General features: G+C 34.2%; 14 protein-coding genes. 11 read left to right on the top strand and 3 right to left on the bottom strand.

Annotation, left to right across the window (positions count from 1 at the left end):
• Positions 1–39: 39 nt before the first annotated feature.
• Entirely contained in the window at positions 40–1203 is a 1164-nt protein-coding gene (locus AAEO57_RS16890; RefSeq protein WP_341694208.1) for a peptidase associated/transthyretin-like domain-containing protein, read from the bottom strand.
• A gap of 171 nt (positions 1204–1374) precedes the next feature.
• On the bottom strand, positions 1375–1725 hold the full coding sequence (locus AAEO57_RS16885) for a 4Fe-4S dicluster domain-containing protein (protein ID WP_320566847.1): 351 nt from the start codon (positions 1723–1725) through the stop codon (positions 1375–1377).
• Between the two features lie 127 nt (positions 1726–1852).
• Here AAEO57_RS16885 and AAEO57_RS16880 point away from each other — a divergent pair, with 127 nt between their 5' ends.
• From AAEO57_RS16880 to AAEO57_RS16850, 7 genes are all read left to right on the top strand, one after another.
• Positions 1853–2923 (top strand): acyl-CoA reductase, encoded by a 1071-nt coding sequence (locus AAEO57_RS16880; RefSeq protein ID WP_341694207.1) that lies wholly within the window; start codon positions 1853–1855, stop codon positions 2921–2923.
• 95 nt (positions 2924–3018) lie between these two features.
• Positions 3019–4089 (top strand): 3-phosphoserine/phosphohydroxythreonine transaminase, encoded by a 1071-nt coding sequence (gene serC, locus AAEO57_RS16875; protein WP_341694206.1) that lies wholly within the window; start codon positions 3019–3021, stop codon positions 4087–4089.
• Between the two features lie 121 nt (positions 4090–4210).
• Positions 4211–5161 (top strand): D-2-hydroxyacid dehydrogenase, encoded by a 951-nt coding sequence (locus tag AAEO57_RS16870; protein WP_223681553.1) that lies wholly within the window; start codon positions 4211–4213, stop codon positions 5159–5161.
• Between the two features lie 105 nt (positions 5162–5266).
• Positions 5267–5824 carry a hypothetical protein gene (locus tag AAEO57_RS16865; RefSeq protein WP_341694205.1) on the top strand — a complete coding sequence of 186 codons (558 nt, stop codon included), beginning with the start codon at positions 5267–5269 and terminating at the stop codon, positions 5822–5824.
• 183 nt (positions 5825–6007) lie between these two features.
• Positions 6008–6445, top strand: coding sequence for a DUF6146 family protein (locus AAEO57_RS16860; protein WP_341694204.1), 438 nt, complete (start codon positions 6008–6010; stop codon positions 6443–6445).
• A gap of 34 nt (positions 6446–6479) precedes the next feature.
• On the top strand, positions 6480–6782 hold the full coding sequence (locus AAEO57_RS16855; RefSeq protein ID WP_341694203.1) for a DUF6787 family protein: 303 nt from the start codon (positions 6480–6482) through the stop codon (positions 6780–6782).
• Between the two features lie 346 nt (positions 6783–7128).
• A complete protein-coding gene (locus AAEO57_RS16850; RefSeq protein ID WP_341694202.1) occupies positions 7129–9945 on the top strand; it encodes a T9SS type A sorting domain-containing protein in 2817 nt (938 codons plus the stop codon).
• A gap of 62 nt (positions 9946–10007) precedes the next feature.
• On the opposite strand, the gene AAEO57_RS16845 is transcribed toward AAEO57_RS16850, so the two are convergent.
• Positions 10008–10298 carry a hypothetical protein gene (locus tag AAEO57_RS16845; protein WP_341694201.1) on the bottom strand — a complete coding sequence of 97 codons (291 nt, stop codon included), beginning with the start codon at positions 10296–10298 and terminating at the stop codon, positions 10008–10010.
• A gap of 187 nt (positions 10299–10485) precedes the next feature.
• Between AAEO57_RS16845 and AAEO57_RS16840 the strand changes: the two genes are divergently transcribed.
• The 4 genes from AAEO57_RS16840 (at position 10486) to AAEO57_RS16825 (ending at position 16323) form a co-directional block, all read left to right on the top strand.
• The gene (locus AAEO57_RS16840) at positions 10486–11151 is read left to right on the top strand and encodes an ABC transporter ATP-binding protein (protein ID WP_341694200.1); all 666 of its coding nucleotides are present in this window, start codon (positions 10486–10488) and stop codon (positions 11149–11151) included.
• Between the two features lie 108 nt (positions 11152–11259).
• Positions 11260–12024 carry a TIGR02757 family protein gene (locus AAEO57_RS16835; protein ID WP_341694199.1) on the top strand — a complete coding sequence of 255 codons (765 nt, stop codon included), beginning with the start codon at positions 11260–11262 and terminating at the stop codon, positions 12022–12024.
• Between the two features lie 748 nt (positions 12025–12772).
• Positions 12773–15031 (top strand): sulfatase-like hydrolase/transferase, encoded by a 2259-nt coding sequence (locus tag AAEO57_RS16830; protein ID WP_341694198.1) that lies wholly within the window; start codon positions 12773–12775, stop codon positions 15029–15031.
• On the top strand, positions 15031–16323 hold the full coding sequence (locus tag AAEO57_RS16825; RefSeq protein ID WP_341694197.1) for a YaiO family outer membrane beta-barrel protein: 1293 nt from the start codon (positions 15031–15033) through the stop codon (positions 16321–16323). Before AAEO57_RS16830 ends, AAEO57_RS16825 begins: the two co-directional genes overlap by 1 nt.
• The last annotated feature ends 10 nt before the right edge of the window (positions 16324–16333 follow it).

The following is a 16333-nucleotide window of genomic DNA, read 5'->3' as shown; positions in this document are numbered from 1 at the left end:
TCAGGTTTTTTTTATTTCAATCTGTTATTTGTTAAAAAACTATAACTTAAATTCTAATGAATCAATAATTCCTTTTTCTTCATCTGTAGCTGTAAATCCGGAAATATCCCAATATTTAGTCAGGACTTTGTTCTTTTTATTAAAAAGTGATTTCTCTTTAAAAACATCACTTTCTTTATAAGTAAAATTTTGCCTGTTGAAATTGGTTGTTATAAAACTATTACGAACCTGAATGTTTTTTATCTCCTCTTTTAAAACCAGGTCATAACCTATTTCCTCATTTGCATTTAAAACATAATAATCCTGACCGTCAACTCTGTAAGTAACTTTTACAATGGATCTTGTAACATTTTTTGATCCCACTTTTTCATTTTCCGCTATTTCTGCCAAATTTTTTGGCTCAATAATAACGCTAAATTCTATAATCAGCTTTTTTTCGGGATCATAAAGTATTTCATAAGTATCTAATGCCGTTTTTGCATTTTCTAAGGGCACTACAGACATTATATAGTAGTTTTTATTGTTCGGATGTCCTTTGGTAGTAAAGTTGTATTCTTTTTTAGTTTTTGAATCCAAGAGTGGCTCAAAATAGCTTAAATTTGAATAATTCTCCATAATTCTATTCAAATTGTATCCCATCAAATCGGCACTGATATCTGTTTCCAGCAAACCGTAGGATCTGTTTTGTTCCACCAGTAATGTGGTAGTTGCTTTTTTCTGATTGACAGAAAACTGAAAATTCACAAGGCCGTCATTATAATAAGAGTATTTGTTATCCAACAAAAAAAACTCCCGGACGTATACCTTTAACCGATAAGACGCAGCTAATTTTTGCCTAGAATTAGATACAATTTTTTGAAGGATTTTTTGAGGATTTTCATTTGAAACAACTACTTCATCTAATTTATTATGGCTGTTTTTAAGATAAACTACAAATTGATCTTCTTTTAAAGCTGCCCACCGAAGTGTTAGTTTTTCATAATTTGTTTCAGACACCTGAACATTTGAAGCGCCATTTAATACAAAAGTTACTTTACCCTCTTTATTAGTAATCAAGGTCTGTTTAGTTTTCATTATAAAAACTGTTGCATTCTCTATAGGCTGCAAAGTTTCTATATCTTTTACAAATACAGAATATACTGCTTCCTGCGCAAAAAGACTTAAATTAAAAAAAATAACCAATAAAAGTATCAGTTTCTTCATAAGTGTTATTAAATTTTCAACTAAAGTATTAAATTTCCGTCAATAAATTAATATTCATTAAAAAAATAAAACATTAAAAATCAAAGAAATAACTTCTATCATATTAAAAATCAAGAGAAAAAAAAATCCTGAATTTGAAAATCAGGATTTTTATATCGTTAAAATAAAATATTATTCTCCATGCAAAAATGCCTGTCTGTTCAACAGGGTTTCTTCATCCTCTACGTGGTTATCATCTGGTACACAACAATCTACAGGACATACAGCAGCACACTGAGGTTCATCATGAAAACCTTTACATTCTGTACATTTTCCCGGAACAATATAGTATATTTCGTCAGAAATTGGTGTCTGGGCATCATCTGCGTCAACTTCTGTTCCGTCAGGTAAAACTACTTTTCCTGAAAGGCTTGTTCCGTCTTTATATCGCCAGTCATCAGCTCCTTCATAAATTGCTGTATTTGGGCACTCTGGTTCACAAGCCCCACAATTGATGCATTCGTCGGTTATAATTATTGCCATTTTATTCTTGGTTACGAGTTAAAAATTATAAGATCTCACAAACATTTTATTCTGCTTTGCCTTATAACTTAATATAGCTTATTTTTGTGCAAAATTACAATCAAAACCTTTCATAAACAAATTACTTATGTTACAAAACGAAAAAAAACAATCTTTTATAGCACTTGGTCGGTTTTTGAGTCAGTTTTCAGAAGAAAAAAACACTCAAAACGAATCTGTTTCAGGTAATGATTTGTTTTTTGATGATTTTATAAAACTCATTCAGCTTTCTCAATCCCATAACGGATGGTATACGCCTGAACAAGTATATTTCGCAATAAAATCATGGGCTGATGCTTTGACTGAAGAAAATATTGACAGATGGCTTTCAAAGTACGAATCTGAATTTTCTCAAAACAATAAAAAAGAAAAAACAGTAGCTTTAATCTTAGCCGGAAATATTCCACTAGTTGGATTTCATGATTTTTTATCGGTTTTAATTACCGGAAATAAAGCTTTGATAAAAACATCTTCAAATGACCAGCATTTGTTACCCTTTTTAGCCAGGTACTTAATTTTTACTGACGAAAGTCTAAAAGACAAAATCACTTTCGCAGAAGGCAAATTAGAGAATTTTGATGTCGTAATCGCTACGGGAAGCAATAATACTGCCCGTTATTTTGAGTATTATTTTAAAGACAAGCCATCCATTATTCGCAAAAACAGAAATTCTGTTGCGGTATTGAACGGCAAAGAAACAAAAGAAGATCTGGAAGCTTTAGGCGAAGATATTTTTCGCTATTTCGGTTTGGGATGCCGTAATGTATCCAAACTTTTTGTTCCGAAAGAGTATGAGTTTGATGCTTTTTTTGAAGCTATTTTCAAATATCAGGATGTGATTCATTACGAAAAATATGCTAATAATTATGACTATAATAAAGCTGTCTTTTTAATGAGTAATTTCAAATTACTGGACAATGGCTTTTTAACCATAAAAGAAGATTCTAGTTACGCTTCTCCTATTTCAAGCGTTTTTTATGAGTTTTACGAAAATATAGAAGATCTCGAAAAACGTCTTGAAGCAGAATCTGAACAAATTCAGTGCATTGTAAGCAATAACCTGATTAAAAACAGCATATCATTCGGAAAAACACAGACTCCGCAATTATGGGATTATGCAGACAACGTCGATACTATATCGTTTTTGTTAATAACATAGGGTAAAAATTTATAATTATTGCGAATAATTTAACGGTTTTTCGGCTTGTATTCCCGAAATTTGCGTTTTTAAAAATTTGGACTATTAACTATACCATGAAAAAACACAACTACAGCGCAGGACCAAGTATTTTACCTCAGGAAGTTTTTGAAAAAGCATCAAAAGCCGTATTAGATTTTAATAATTCAGGATTATCAATTCTTGAAATTTCGCACCGAAGCAAAGATTTCGTTGCTGTTATGGATGAAGCCCGTGCATTGGCTTTAGAATTATTAGGTTTGACAGGCAAAGGATACCAGGCCTTATTTTTACAAGGTGGAGCAAGTACAGCATTTTTAATGGCTCCTTACAACCTGATGAAAGAAAATGGAAAAGCAGCTTATTTAGATTCGGGAACATGGGCGACAGCAGCCATCAAAGAAGCTAAACTTTTTGGAGAAACCGTTATCGTAGGTTCTTCAAAAGACGATAATTACACTTATGTTCCAAAAGGTTATGAAATACCGGCTGATGCAGATTATTTTCACTGTACGAGCAACAATACCATTTTTGGAACCCAAATGAAAGAATTCCCAACAACAAATATTCCTGTTGTATGTGATATGAGTTCTGATATTTTTTCACGTGAATTGGATTTCTCTAAATTCGACTTAATCTATGCAGGAGCTCAAAAAAACATGGGACCTGCAGGAACAACTTTAGTTGTTGTTAAAGAAGAAATCTTAGGCAAAAACGGAAGAACAATTCCTAGTATGTTAGATTACAGTAAACATATCAAAGCAGAAAGTATGTACAATACCCCTTCTGTATTTGCAGTATATGTTTCACTATTAACATTACAATGGATTAAAGAAAAAGGCGGTGTATCTGCTGTTGAAAAATTAAACAACGCAAAAGCAGAATTGCTTTATAATGAAATTGACAGAAACCCATTATTCAAAGGTGCTGCAAATGTGGAAGACCGTTCTAATATGAATGTAACTTTCTTACTTAACAATGCTGACCACACTGAAACATTTGATAAGTTATGGAAAGAAGCCGGGATTTCAGGATTACCTGGACACCGTTCTGTAGGCGGTTACAGAGCTTCAATTTACAACGCTATGCCTATTGAAAGCGTACAGGTTTTAGTAGATGTAATGAAAGCTTTGGAAACCAAAATTTAAAAAAATTAAAAGATTGAATGATTAAAAGATTATCTGACTTAATCATTCTGTTTCACTATTCAAACAATTCAGATTGAACATTTTAATTATTAAATTTTTCAATCTTTAAATATTAAAAAAAATGAAAGTATTAGCCAATGACGGAATTTCTAAAAGCGGAATTCTAGCTCTAGAAAAAGGTGGATTTGAAGTTATCACTACAAAAGTAGCTCAGGAACAAGTTGCTAACTTTATCAATGAAAACAATGTTGACGTAATTTTAGTGCGTAGTGCAACTAAAGTACGTAAAGATATTATCGATGCCTGTCCTGGTATCAAAATCATCGGACGTGGTGGTGTTGGTATGGATAATATCGATGTGGATTATGCTAAAAGCAAAGGAATTCATGTAATTAACACTCCTGCTTCTTCTTCAGAATCAGTTGCTGAATTAGTATTTGGACACTTACTTTCTGGTGTTCGTTTTTTACACGATTCTAACAGAAATATGCCTTTGGAAGGTGATTCAAATTTTGACGGTTTGAAAAAAGCTTATGCAAATGGTACTGAATTAAGAGGAAAAACATTAGGTATTGTTGGAATTGGGCGTATTGGTCAGGCAACTGCAAAAATGGCTCTTGGTTTAGGCATGAAAGTGATTGCTGCTGATGGATTTATTCCGTCTGTAGATGTAAAAGTGGAGTTTTTTGATGGTCAGTCTATCACAACTACAATCGTTCCTCAATCATTGGAATCATTATTAAAAGAATCAGACTTCATTACATTACACGTTCCTGCTCAGGACGGTTACATCATTGGTGAGAAAGAATTCGAAATCATGAAAGATGGTGTTGGAATCGTAAACTGCGCACGTGGTGGCGTTATTGATGAAGTAGCTCTTGTAAAAGCCTTAGATTCAGGAAAAGTGGCATTTGCAGGATTAGACGTTTTCGAAAACGAGCCAAAACCTGAAATGGCCATTTTAATGCATTCGAAAATCTCTTTGACTCCTCACATCGGAGCTGCAACAGGAGAAGCACAAGACAGAATTGGTACAGAATTAGCTTCACAAATCATTACTTTGTTAAGCTAAAATTATAATTAAATATTTTTGAGGGGATTTATTAACGCTGTTTAATAAATCCCCTTTCTTTTTTTAATTAAATTTGAGTTGTAAATCTAACCTAATTTTAAAATCATGCTTGAACAATTAACCCAGTTAGTACAGCAATTCGGAGGAGATGCTGTCGTAAAAAACAGCGCCATTCCAAATGACCAAAACGAAAATGTTATGAACGAAACAAGCAGTTCTATTTTTTCAGGACTCCAAAAAATCGCTTCAGAAGGTGGCGGAGAACAATTAGCAGCCTTGTTTAAGGGTAATTCGATTGATAATTCGAATCCTGTTGTACAACAGCTGAGCCAGCAATTATCTGGTAATTTAGGCGAGAAATTTGGATTAAGCAGCGAGACATCTTCAGGTGTTGCAGGAAGTATGATTCCTCAGATTTTAAATTCACTGGTAAACAAAGCCAAAGATCCTAATGATGGAAGTTTTCAGATTTCAGACATTATAAATGCAGTCACAGGAAACAGCGGCCAGGCTTCGGGTATTATGGATACGATTTCAAAATACGGAATGCAATTCGGGCTTGACCAAAATGCAGATGGCAAAGTTGATGTCGCAGATGCCGTCGCTATTGCTTCAAAAAAAGGAGGATTTGGAAGTCTGCTTGGCAAGTTATTTGGAAAGTAATCTTAAAACATTAATCTTAAAATTATAAAGCTGTTTTTAAAAATACTAAAAACAGCTTTTTTTATTCTTTTGGTTCAGAAAATAGATTTTAGAGATTCCGTAGACTTTTATCTTCCATACAAATTGTTAAATACCCAAACTCCTTCTTCAATTATTTGTAAATTTGAGTTCAAACTTCAGGTTATGAAAAAAAGTGTTTACATATTACTAATTATTTTGACAGGAGTAGCATGTTCTACTGCCTCAAAAAAAAACATTGCTTCTTCAGACAATACATCAAAAACACCTTTAAGCGACACTATACGCATTGCAAATGACTCTCTTGAATACGAAGTTATCATTATTGACAATGGCTTCAACTTTTGGCTGGCTTCACAGGCTTATCCCAGAAATTATTATTCCCAGTCTTATCTCGAAATCAAAAACCAGCTGTATGTCACAGAATGGAACAACAGGGTTTTACAACCTCAGCGTTACAATCCTAATTTATACGAAATGAGAATAGATTATGATCCTAATATAAACTATGGATACGAGGTAAACTACCTGATTTACAATTATATGATTTATTTTCAAAATACTTACAAACAAAAGCTGGCAGGCTACGTCCCTTCCAGATAATGTTATTATATTTGTAATCATTCCATACAAAAAAATGAATCGATTAAAGCAGCGCTGGGGTGTAACCTCTAATTTTCAACTTGTCATTATATTTATTGTTTTTGCCATCACCGGATCGGCATCTGCATGGTTGTCCAGACCTTTTTGCGAATGGCTTAACATCACCAAAGAAGATTTTGGCGGATGGTTTACTCTTATTCGCTTAATAATTATCTTCCCTATTTATCAGGTTCTTTTGGTTGCAATAGGAACTCTTTTTGGACAATTTAACTTTTTTTGGAATTTCGAAAAGAAAATGCTTAAAAGCTTAGGCTTAGGATTTTTGTTTAAAAAATAGACTTTTCTTCACTTTTATCATCACCCTTAGCGAATTATACCTTTCTAAAAAACAAAACACCTTCACACAAAAAAACTGTTTTCAGTTATTTTTTTAATATTATTCTTTCAATCACACAGAACGGTTGTATTGTCAAATGAGGAAATATTCTTAAAAGTACATTTTGCAAAACACTTGAAAACATAAGCATTTTTTAAGAATAAATATACGAAATACAAAAAAATACCCTCCTTATATTACCATAAACACAACCATAACAGGACAGGACAGGACAGTTTTTTTCTAATGATTAACAATCTTTACAATTATAAGATTACATCTTTACTAACTAACCAAACCTATCAAAATGTTTAACAATACAATAAAGTTTGTAATGGCAGTGGCGTGCCTTGCATTGTCAACGACAAAAATCTTTGCCCAAAATCCGATAGTCAAAATTGATTTTGATCAAATAGGAAGACAATCTCCCGAAGTAAGTGATCCTGATTATACTTCATGGTTTTTAAGAGCACCTAATAGTCAAGACCCCTCGCCCAATCTTACCGAATCAAAAACAATTAATGGAATAACATTTACGGTATCAAAACTAGGAAAGTATGGAGAGACTTTAAGTTCCAATTGGTACAAAGCAGGTATACTGTCTCCGTATTATGCCAGATTAGTCTGCGATGGACTTACTGTAAAAGATATTTCTTCAATTCCTGTAAATCCTGCAAATAAAGGTGCTAAAATAGAATTAAAAATTACCGGTCTGCCTGCGGGAAATCATACTTTATTAGTTTACTTAAATGCCGTTGACAGTCCAACAATAAGCTTTAGCCCTATTGATATCACTTTGAATGGCAACTTAGTTTTTGATAATTTAATTCCCAGTGTCAGAGCTACAAAAACTTCAGATGCTACATCTGCATATCTAAAATTTCAGTCTAATGCAACCAGTGATGTGATTGTTATAACATTTGAAGCCGAAACATCTGGAAATGAAACTCAAAAAAACATAGTGATTAACGGTATTGAGTTAAATACTTCGAATATTGCACTTAAAGCAACAAATCCTGCTCCCTGGCAAAACGATGAGCATGTTGAGCTTACTTCTGGCAACAAAACCTTATCATGGACTGCATCTGCCGGTACAGTTTCTCAAAATGTATATTTTGGAACGGATGTAGTTTCGGTACAGTCCGCATCGACAGCATCACCACAATTCAAAGGAAATCAAACCAAAGAAAACTCCACATATCAGGCAAATGGATTATATACAGGAACTACATATTATTGGCGTGTAGATGAAGTTTTAGCAAATAACGATGTAGTTAAAGGTGACGTATGGCGTTTTCGCCCTGCCCAGCTTGCCTTTCCAGGTGCAGAAGGATATGGCCGCTTTGCCCGTGGCGGAAGAGGCGGAAAAGTAGTAGCGGTGACCAACCTAAATGACAGTGGTCCGGGAAGCTTACGTGAAGCGATTACCAATGATATAGGTCCAAGAACCATTGTTTTTAACACATCTGGAATCATTCAGCTTGAATCCCGTTTAGTATCAAATCAGCCTTACGTCACAATTGCAGGGCAAACTGCTCCCGGAAAAGGAATCTGCATTCGTAAAGCTCCTCTGGGAATTACAGGAAATGATGCTATCGTTCAAAACATAAGAGTGAGATTAGGAGGCGGACAAACTTTTGATGGTATGGGACTAACTGGTGCCGATAATAGTATAATTGACCATTGTTCTATCAGCTGGACAATCGACGAAGCTTTTAGTTCACGTGGAGGAAAAAACATTACATTACAAAAAACATTAATATCTGAAGCATTGAATGCGGCAGGGCATCAAAATTACCCTGCCGGAACCGAGCACGGTTATGCTGCGACAATTGGTGGTGATATTGGAAGTTTTCACCACAACCTTTTAGCACACTGCTATGGTCGTAACTGGAGTTTAGGAGGAGGATTAGATGGTAGTGGTTTTTATTCTGGCAGAATGGATATTACCAATAATGTAGTTTACAATTGGGGGTCCAGAACAACAGATGGGGGAACTAAAGAAGTGAATTTTGTAAATAATTATTACAAACCTGGTGCGGGATCTAAAATTTTTGTTGCATTTAGTGCAGATAACGAAAATGTTGGAACAGGAATGCAACGATGCTATTTTAATGGAAATGTAATGCCGGGCTATTTTGACGAAAGCAATCAAACTATTGGAAGAAGATCTACGTATAAAAATGGAGCTACTAATACTTACGATAATTTTGTCAGCACATCATTCTTTCCTTCATACGTAACTACACAATCTGCTAAAACGGCCTATAAAATTGTCCTATCTGATGTTGGATGTATTCAGCCTGAATTTGATGAGCATGACGAGAGAATCATTACAGAAACTTTAAACGGAACGTATACTTACAGAGGAAGCGTAACCAATAAACCAGGATTTCCTGACAATGAATCTGATGTTGGCGGATACGAAACCTACCCTGAAATTGTCAGAGATGCAAATTGGGATACAGATCAGGACGGATTACCAAACTGGTGGGAAACCATTCATGGAACAAATGTAAATTCGGGGACTGGAGATTTTTCAGATTCTAATGCTGATGCAGACTTAGACGGATATACTAATTTAGACAAATACTTACAATGGATGTCCCTGCCTCATTATGATTCTCCTACCGGAAATAAAATAGATATTGATATTCAGAAACTTTCGAGGGGTTTTACAAGTGGAGTCAATTATTCGCTGTCAAATGTTGTAAACGGAAATGCAACACTTAATGGAAACATTGCAGCATTTACACCAAACGCAACAGGTTTATGCTCTTTCGATTTTACTGTTACAGATAATGAAGGAGCTAGTATGACACGTAAAGTAAATATTGTAAGTGGATACAGTTCTACTCTTTCAATAGAAAAGCCGGTTCAGGAAAAGACCTCTTTTAGTGTCTGGCCTGTACCAAACAACGGTTCTTTTTCAGTTTTAATGGAAAACGACAGTGATGCAGAGCTTAAAATCTTTGATATTTTGGGTAAAGAAGTAGTGAAAAGAAACATTACCGGAAAAACTCAGGAGAACATTAATTTAAAATCAAAAGGTGTTTTTATTTTAAAGTTTACCGACCCAAAGACAAAAGAAGTATTGCATATCAAAAAAATTATTGTTCACTAAGTTTAGTTTTTTTATAGTTTTTTTTACATAAATGGCAACCTTATAAGTTGCCATTTATTATTTTACTCTTTTCCTTTCTGAAAAAAATACGTATAGATCCAGGTAATTGTAAATGATGGAATCAGATCCGTAAATGGCAGTGCTTCTTCTATAAAAGTCAAAATACTTGCCACCCGCCCCACTCTGCCTCGATACATTCTGGACATGATAAAGGCTGCTACCGGAGCCCAGATCACATCCGAGAACTCTCCTAAAAATGGAATACTGAATGAAATCATCCCAATTCCGTCTAACAGCAATCCTATCAATAGTTTCGAAATTCTATTATCCTCTGCAACATTTAGGTTCTGCATGATACTCTTGATTTAGTTATACTCAAAATTAAAAATAATTCGTACAGTGAAATTATTTTATTATTTGAATTAATTTCTGAATTCCCATATCAATAAACATACCGCTTAAAAATTTAGATTCTTAAAATTCTGTTACACCTTTTTAATATCCATAGAATCTTTGTTTCTTTGTAAAAACAGTTTCCAGATGATACACGCAAAAAATATACATAAATTCTATGATAAACTTGAAGTTTTAAAAGGCGTTGATTTGCATATTCAAAAAGGAGAAATTGTTTCAATTGTGGGTGCTTCAGGTGCAGGAAAAACTACTTTGTTACATATTTTAGGCACTTTAGACAAACCCGAAAGAAAAGGAACCGAAACCTCTCTTGTCATCAACGGAGAAAACATTTTAGGACTGAATGACAAAGCTTTATCCAAATTCAGAAACCTCAATTTAGGTTTTATTTTTCAGTTTCATCAGCTTTTACCTGAGTTTACAGCTCTCGAAAACGTGTGTATTCCTGCCTATATTGCCGGCAAAAAGCCATCTGAAACCGAAGCTGAAGCTAAAAAATTACTCGAATATTTAGGATTATCACATCGTATTAATCATAAGCCAAACGAACTCTCAGGTGGAGAACAGCAGCGAGTTGCTGTAGCGAGAGCGTTAATCAATAAACCAGATGTTATTTTTGCCGATGAACCTTCAGGAAATTTAGATACCCATTCTGCAGAAAATTTACATCAATTGTTTTTTCAGCTTCGTGATGAGTTCGGGCAAACATTTGTAATCGTAACACACAATGAAGAACTGGCTAATATGGCCGACAGAAAATTGGTTATGGTTGATGGTCAGATTAGTAATTAGGAGCAATTTCCAGCTGTCCGTTATATCTTTTATGGCAAACCCTGCCATAAAAGGATGCCACTCCCATCCGGGCTAGGCCATACTAATAATAAGAACATTCATTTTTTTATGAACCAAAAAGAACTCAAAGAATTCCTTGACGAAAAAGTCATTCAATATAATAACCTTGATTTTATAGAAAGCGATCCTGTGCAGATTCCGCATCTTTTTACACAAAAAGAAGATATTGAAATTGCCGGTTTTTTAAGTGCTTCAATTGCCTGGGGAAATCGTAAAATGATTATTAAAAATTCGCATAAAATGATGGAATTAATGGGCAACACGCCATACGATTTTGTCATGTCACATTCTGAAGAAAATTTAGCCGGACTGGAAACTTTTGTACACCGTACTTTTAACGGACAGGATTTTGCCGGTTTTATAAAAGGGCTTCAGCATATTTATAAAAATCATAAAGGCTTAGAAGCTGTTTTTGCAAAACACCAGCAACAGGAAAGTCTGCAGAAGAGTATCCATGAATTCAAAAAAATATTTTTTGAAATTAATCACCTTCCCAGAACCAAAAAACACATTTCTGACCCCATGAACGGTTCTGCTGCAAAACGTATTAACATGATGCTCAGATGGTTTTGCCGTCAGGATACAAAAGGAGTTGATTTAGGTATCTGGCAAACTATCTCGCCATCTGCCCTCTCCTGCCCACTCGACGTGCATTCCGGAAACGTTGCCCGCAAATTAGGCCTGCTTTCGCGCAAGCAAAATGACGGAAAAGCACTTGCTGAGTTAGACTCAAAACTACGTGAATTAGACCCAACTGATCCCGTAAAATATGATTTTGCCTTATTCGGTTTAGGAGTTTTTGAAGGATTTTAAAAAAATCACACTCCTCAATTTTAACTTTTGCAACACTATCTTCGATTAGTTTCTTCCTTCCTTCTACTTAATGTTAATTACTGATAAAGAGTAACTTTCACTATTTTATGCTTTTAAAATATTAGTTATCTTTATGTAATCTTTAATAAAAAGAGCCGATTATTCGTAAGTTTTACAATACCAGCAAAAGATTTTTCACTAATGGGAGTATTTCAATTTGATCTGTTTCGGTATACCCAAAAATTTAAAAAAAACAGTCGTTTTTATTTAAAATGTATTGAGGTTATTACAACTGGAATCTTTAGGCTATAAAAAAGGCAGACATTACATTACTCCTTTATTATTTTACATGAAGAGTATATTAATTTCTTTTACCTGACGTTAACTATTTATTTCTTTTACATTATCGTAACTTTTATGTCCATCTTGCCGGATGATGTTATTTATAAAAATTATGTCAATGCCAAAGAAATCATTATTTTAGTACTGATGCCAATTATTGAGTCCTTTTGCTACCACCCAATTTGTGTTTACGCTTCGCTAAAAGAATATTATATTTTTTTAGTATAAAAGAGAAAAGTTGGAAAATATGCATCGACAGGGTTTTGACACTCCTGAAACGATTGAAGAAAAGGAAAATTTTTTACAATATAAAATAAAACAAATGCATACTCACCATTTAAAATACTTGTATCTCACTGTATCTTTAATACTTATCTTTTGGTTATCAAGTTTTTCCGAGATAGGTTTGAAAATAGCAAATGGTATTACAATCCCAAATATTGGTCTGGAGGTTTGTTATAAATTAGCTAATGATTTTGTATCAGCCACAGTGGTAAGCTTGGTACTTTTACCTTTATTTATAGCCATTAGCTATATACATAAAACGCTTGCCATACGATTTATGACCGTATTTTTTACGCTTGTTGCTCTTATACAGTTTGCATTGGTAAAATATAGTTCTACGACACTTGTTAACCTTGGAGCAGATTTGCTGGGCTATTCTTTTTCAGACCTGTATACAACTGTCACAGCATCTGAATCGCTTTCGTTTATGTTCTTTTTGCCATTCTTTATAATTCCTCTATTGTATTTGGGAATCCATTTTGCATTTATAAAATTGGGCAAAGGAAAAATAGTTTTGGTAACAACACTTGTATTATTTAGTATTACCTGCAGTATAAAACTATTCGTTTCGGACCTGTCTGACTCCAGATACGAAAACAAACTGGCGTTTTTAACCAAAGATATTATCCGGTCTGAAAGAGATAAAAGCATAGCCCAAAACGTGCAAAACATCAAATTCAAAACGGAATATCCGATGCTGAAACCTTTCAAAGAAACTCCGGACGTTTTAGCGCCTTATTTTAATATTACAAATGAAAAACCAAATATTGTCGTTATTGTGGTTGAGGGTTTGGGGGCCGAATTTATTGGCAAAAATGAATATGCAGGATTTACACCTTATTTAGATTCAATGATTCCAAAATCATTGTATTGGGAGAATTTTTTAAGTAATGGTGGAAGAACATTTGCTGTACTTTCTTCATTATTGGGCTCCTTAACCTATGGCGAAAAAGGTTTTTTGGAATTAAATCCGTCTCCAAGACATCTTTCCCTTATAAATGTGCTAAAAGCTAATGGGTACACTACATCTTTCTATTCCGGTGATAACGCTAATTTTGATAGAAAAATCAACTTTTTGGATCAAAATGGCATTGACAATACAATAGACAAAAATAATTATGGTCCTGAATATACGCAGACAAAAGCTAATTCAGGAGGTTTTTCCTGGGGGTATCCTGATGCTGAAATTTTCAGGAAAGCACTAATCGAAACCAACAAAATGAAACTTCCGCGACTGGATATCATACAAACCCTTACCAATCATGAACCTTTTGATTTTCCTGAAAAAAATGAGTATTTGAAAAAAATAGACGGAATTATTAATTCCCATGAAAATCTAAAAGATCAAAAAAGTAACATTAGCTCTTATAAAGATATTTTTGCCTGTTTGAATTACACTGATAATTCCATCAAAAATTACATGGAAGCCTACGCAAAAAGACCTGATTACAAAAATACTATCTTCATAATTACAGGTGACCACCGTTTGATTCCTATTGCACAAAAAGACAAATTATGCCGCTTTCATGTACCTTTGTATATTTTTAGTCCAATGCTAAAAAAAACCGAATCGTTTAAATCCGTTTCTTCGCACTGGGATGTGACGCCAAGTTTGGTTTCCTTTTTGTTCAACAATTACAAATTCAACAGACTGGATCAAACTGCATGGATGGGAAAAGGTCTTGATACTCTAAAAGAATTCAGGAACACTCAGGGCATTCCTTTGACGCGTAACAAAGGAACAATTGATGATTATGTGTATAAAGAATACTTTTATTCGAGTGGTGAATTGTACAAAATAAAAGACAATTTTGATGTAGAAAGAATAAGTGACGATGAAGTTTTTGATAAGATTACCAGCGAATTTAATACTTTTAAACAGCTGAATGCGTATTTGACACAGAAAGATAAAATCATTCCAAAATCATTGAATTTAAACAAAGAGCAGGGAGTTCATTTTACTAAGGAAGAACAAATCGAGATCGACAAATTAACCAATGGATTAAATCCTGAGCAGATTTTTTTAGCAGCCAGGGAGCTAGCCTTCAATAAAAAGCACAAAACAGCGATTTTGCTCTGCGATTTTATATTAAATGAATTACCCAATTATTCAGATGCACGAACCTTAAAAGGCCGAATACTGGGATGGGACGGTGAATATAAAAAAGCAGAACACGAGTTGCTGATTGTAATCAAAAGAATGCCTTTGTATGATGATGCGTATTTGGCTCTTATGGATACATATTGGTGGTCTGAACAGAATAAAAAAGTTATAGCAACGGGGAAATTAGCACTTACAAACGGCATAAAAAATCCGGAAATCAAAATAAAGATCGAAAGATCTCAAAAATCAATCAACAATTCAAAACAAAATAAGTAATGGGTACACTTATAAAAAAAGGACATAAAAATTTTCAAAAAATCTATATTTTCCTCATTATAACTTTATTCTCGGTTTCGTTTCAAATGAGTGGACAGGAAAAAGTATATAGTGGAGACCCTGACGTTTCATTTGCAAAGGCTCGTGATCTGGCTTTTAATAATAACAGAAAGCAGGCTCAGGATACTTTATTGCACATCCTGACTAAATATCCTAACTATCATGATGTTCGTGAATTTTTAGCTTCAACCTATGCCTGGGACGGAGATTATAAAAAAGCCAGAACCGAATTTCAAAAAATATTAGGAAAAGACCAGCACAGGCAAACCACATGGGTAGCAGCCATTAAAAATGAAATGTGGGCAGACTTTCCTTTTCTTGCTTTGAAATTATCTAAGAAAGCGTTAAAAAAATTTCCAAATGATACTGAAATATTAGACTTACAGAAAAGAGCACAGGAAAGTACCATGATTCCAACTGCCACTGCCGGTGCGGTACAAACAATATCCAGCGATATCCCGAATGATTCTATATCCAAAGAATCTGAGGAGGCTTTGAGAAAAAAAGTACTAAACAATACGATTGGTGTCACTTCTGAAGTTAATATTTACTCTGATGTCTTTGACCCTATGTTTTACAATGCGGTAAAGTATGCACGCCAAACCAAATACGGAAGTATTATCGGGAGAGTAAACATTGACAGAAGACTCGGTGAGTACGGTACTCAGTATGAGGTCGATTTATATCCTAAAATTGCCAAAGGAACGTATGCCTATTTAAACTTTGGGGTTTCAGGTTCTTCTTTATTCCCTGATTACAGATACGGTGCAGAAATCTTTAAATCGCTGCCCAGAAGTTTTGAAATTTCGGCAGGACTCAGAGCATTGCAATACGACACAACAACCATGATTTATACCGGTTCTGTAACCTGGTACAACGGAAATAACTACTGGTCTTTCCGTCCCTATTTTACTCCGGGAGACAATGGATTAAGTTCCTCAGGTACTTTAACCTACCGAAAATACAGAAGCGATGCTGATAATTATTTTGGTATTAATATTGGAGCAGGAATTTCGCCGGAACTCAATCAGAATTATTTCTTTGAAAATGATGACAGAATTGTAAATCTGCAATCACAAAAACTGAATGTGGCTTATTATTTTTCTACCCATAATAAAAGAAATGCCTGGGGTGCACAACTCGGAATCATTCATCAGGAAATTCCTTTTGATCAGGGCAATTATTTCTGGATTTCAACCCTTGCATTGTCCTGGGAAATCCGTTTTAGATAATAATATCTTA

This window comes from Flavobacterium calami (assembly GCF_038290035.1).
Taxonomy (GTDB): domain Bacteria; phylum Bacteroidota; class Bacteroidia; order Flavobacteriales; family Flavobacteriaceae; genus Flavobacterium; species Flavobacterium calami.
Note: the sequence above shows the minus strand (reverse complement) of the source record. Positions and strands in the feature narration are given on the sequence as shown.

Bases quoted from the DNA above. Each gene is read 5' to 3' on its own strand.
- AAEO57_RS16890 (WP_341694208.1), bottom strand. From the start codon at position 1,203: ATGAAGAAACTGATACTTTTATTGGTTATTTTTTTTAATTTAAGTCTT.
- AAEO57_RS16885 (WP_320566847.1), bottom strand. From the start codon at position 1,725: ATGGCAATAATTATAACCGACGAATGCATCAATTGTGGGGCTTGTGAA.
- AAEO57_RS16880 (WP_341694207.1), top strand. From the start codon at position 1,853: ATGTTACAAAACGAAAAAAAACAATCTTTTATAGCACTTGGTCGGTTT.
- serC (WP_341694206.1), top strand. From the start codon at position 3,019: ATGAAAAAACACAACTACAGCGCAGGACCAAGTATTTTACCTCAGGAA.
- AAEO57_RS16870 (WP_223681553.1), top strand. From the start codon at position 4,211: ATGAAAGTATTAGCCAATGACGGAATTTCTAAAAGCGGAATTCTAGCT.
- AAEO57_RS16865 (WP_341694205.1), top strand. From the start codon at position 5,267: ATGCTTGAACAATTAACCCAGTTAGTACAGCAATTCGGAGGAGATGCT.
- AAEO57_RS16860 (WP_341694204.1), top strand. From the start codon at position 6,008: ATGAAAAAAAGTGTTTACATATTACTAATTATTTTGACAGGAGTAGCA.
- AAEO57_RS16855 (WP_341694203.1), top strand. From the start codon at position 6,480: ATGAATCGATTAAAGCAGCGCTGGGGTGTAACCTCTAATTTTCAACTT.
- AAEO57_RS16850 (WP_341694202.1), top strand. From the start codon at position 7,129: ATGTTTAACAATACAATAAAGTTTGTAATGGCAGTGGCGTGCCTTGCA.
- AAEO57_RS16845 (WP_341694201.1), bottom strand. From the start codon at position 10,298: ATGCAGAACCTAAATGTTGCAGAGGATAATAGAATTTCGAAACTATTG.
- AAEO57_RS16840 (WP_341694200.1), top strand. From the start codon at position 10,486: ATGATACACGCAAAAAATATACATAAATTCTATGATAAACTTGAAGTT.
- AAEO57_RS16835 (WP_341694199.1), top strand. From the start codon at position 11,260: ATGAACCAAAAAGAACTCAAAGAATTCCTTGACGAAAAAGTCATTCAA.
- AAEO57_RS16825 (WP_341694197.1), top strand. From the start codon at position 15,031: ATGGGTACACTTATAAAAAAAGGACATAAAAATTTTCAAAAAATCTAT.